The following is a 958-nucleotide window of genomic DNA, read 5'->3' on the forward strand; positions in this document are numbered from 1 at the left end:
CTTTTTCGGGATGCGAGAGAGTCGAGAGGTCGGGAAGAGGGGCAAGTTTTACCATGACCGGCATCATGCCCGGATATCGGAATGTTTACAATTGCGCGTTTACAACGGTCAGGGCTAAACAGTTACCGCCAAGCTTGCCGACTAGTTGCTGATCGCGAAGAGCGGAAATCCAGTTCAGACCTGTGACGAAATTACCCTGCTCGACCAATAGCTTGCGTACTTCTGACTGATCGCGATGATACGCTCCGGCAAGAGCGCAGGCGACTTCTTCCAGGTCCAGGCCAGGCTCAACACCTCGCACATAAATCCGATAGCGCCGGTCCAAATACATATTTGGATCGCTCCATCGGATCTTCCCCATCTGCTCATCGAGCACGTTGATTCCCAATTCCGTCGCAATATTGTTGACAAAGCCACGAATGCTGATGAAGTCGGGACTATCTACAATCCCAAGGCTTCCGGATTGCTCCCCAAAATTGTCTATCAAAGGGCCGTCGCTCCAGGGACATTCGTCGATCGCCATATCGTCGTCAGCATACGAGCTCAAACACGGGTAAACGGACGTGATGATGTCATGTAAGCGAACAAATACAGGATGTGGCGGACCATTCTGCGGCGCCGTCTCAATTATCTTGCGCGCTAATTCCCAGGCAGTCGCCGCGTCATCTTCCGGCAGCGGGGCAACAATAAATTCAAGCACGTAGCTCATTAAGATAAATTCCTTTCAGTTGCTTCTTTGCGTTGGAAGCGGATCGTAGCAGGCGCTGCAGCGGCACACAACACCCCTGCGCCGGGGTGATGTCGCGTTGTTGATCGGTTTCGCGGCAAACTTCGCCCTTCAGGGCGGGGGCAAGAGCGCCGACGGCGCAGCCGTCCGGTTTGGTGCGTCTAGTGCGGCGTCTGCTGCTGTTCGATGTACTGCCGGATAACGGCGATAGGCGCACCGCCGCAGCTACCG

Annotated in this window: 1 protein-coding gene and 1 pseudogene; both read right to left on the minus strand. The window is 54.8% G+C overall.

The features are described from left to right. Window positions 1-85: 85 nt before the first annotated feature. Window positions 86-709, minus strand: a complete 624-nt coding sequence (locus F1735_RS33830; protein ID WP_167241411.1) for a hypothetical protein — start codon at window positions 707-709, stop codon at window positions 86-88. A gap of 179 nt (window positions 710-888) precedes the next feature. Further along, window positions 889-958 (minus strand): annotated as a pseudogene (locus F1735_RS38625) (IS200/IS605 family transposase); the annotation flags it as partial.

Source organism: Massilia genomosp. 1 (assembly GCF_011682185.1).
Classification (GTDB): Bacteria; Pseudomonadota; Gammaproteobacteria; order Burkholderiales; family Burkholderiaceae_D; genus Telluria_A; species Telluria_A rubra.

Excerpts from the sequence above, each read along its gene's own strand:
- F1735_RS33830 (WP_167241411.1), bottom strand. The coding sequence starts at position 709 with ATGAGCTACGTGCTTGAATTTATTGTTGCCCCGCTGCCGGAAGATGAC.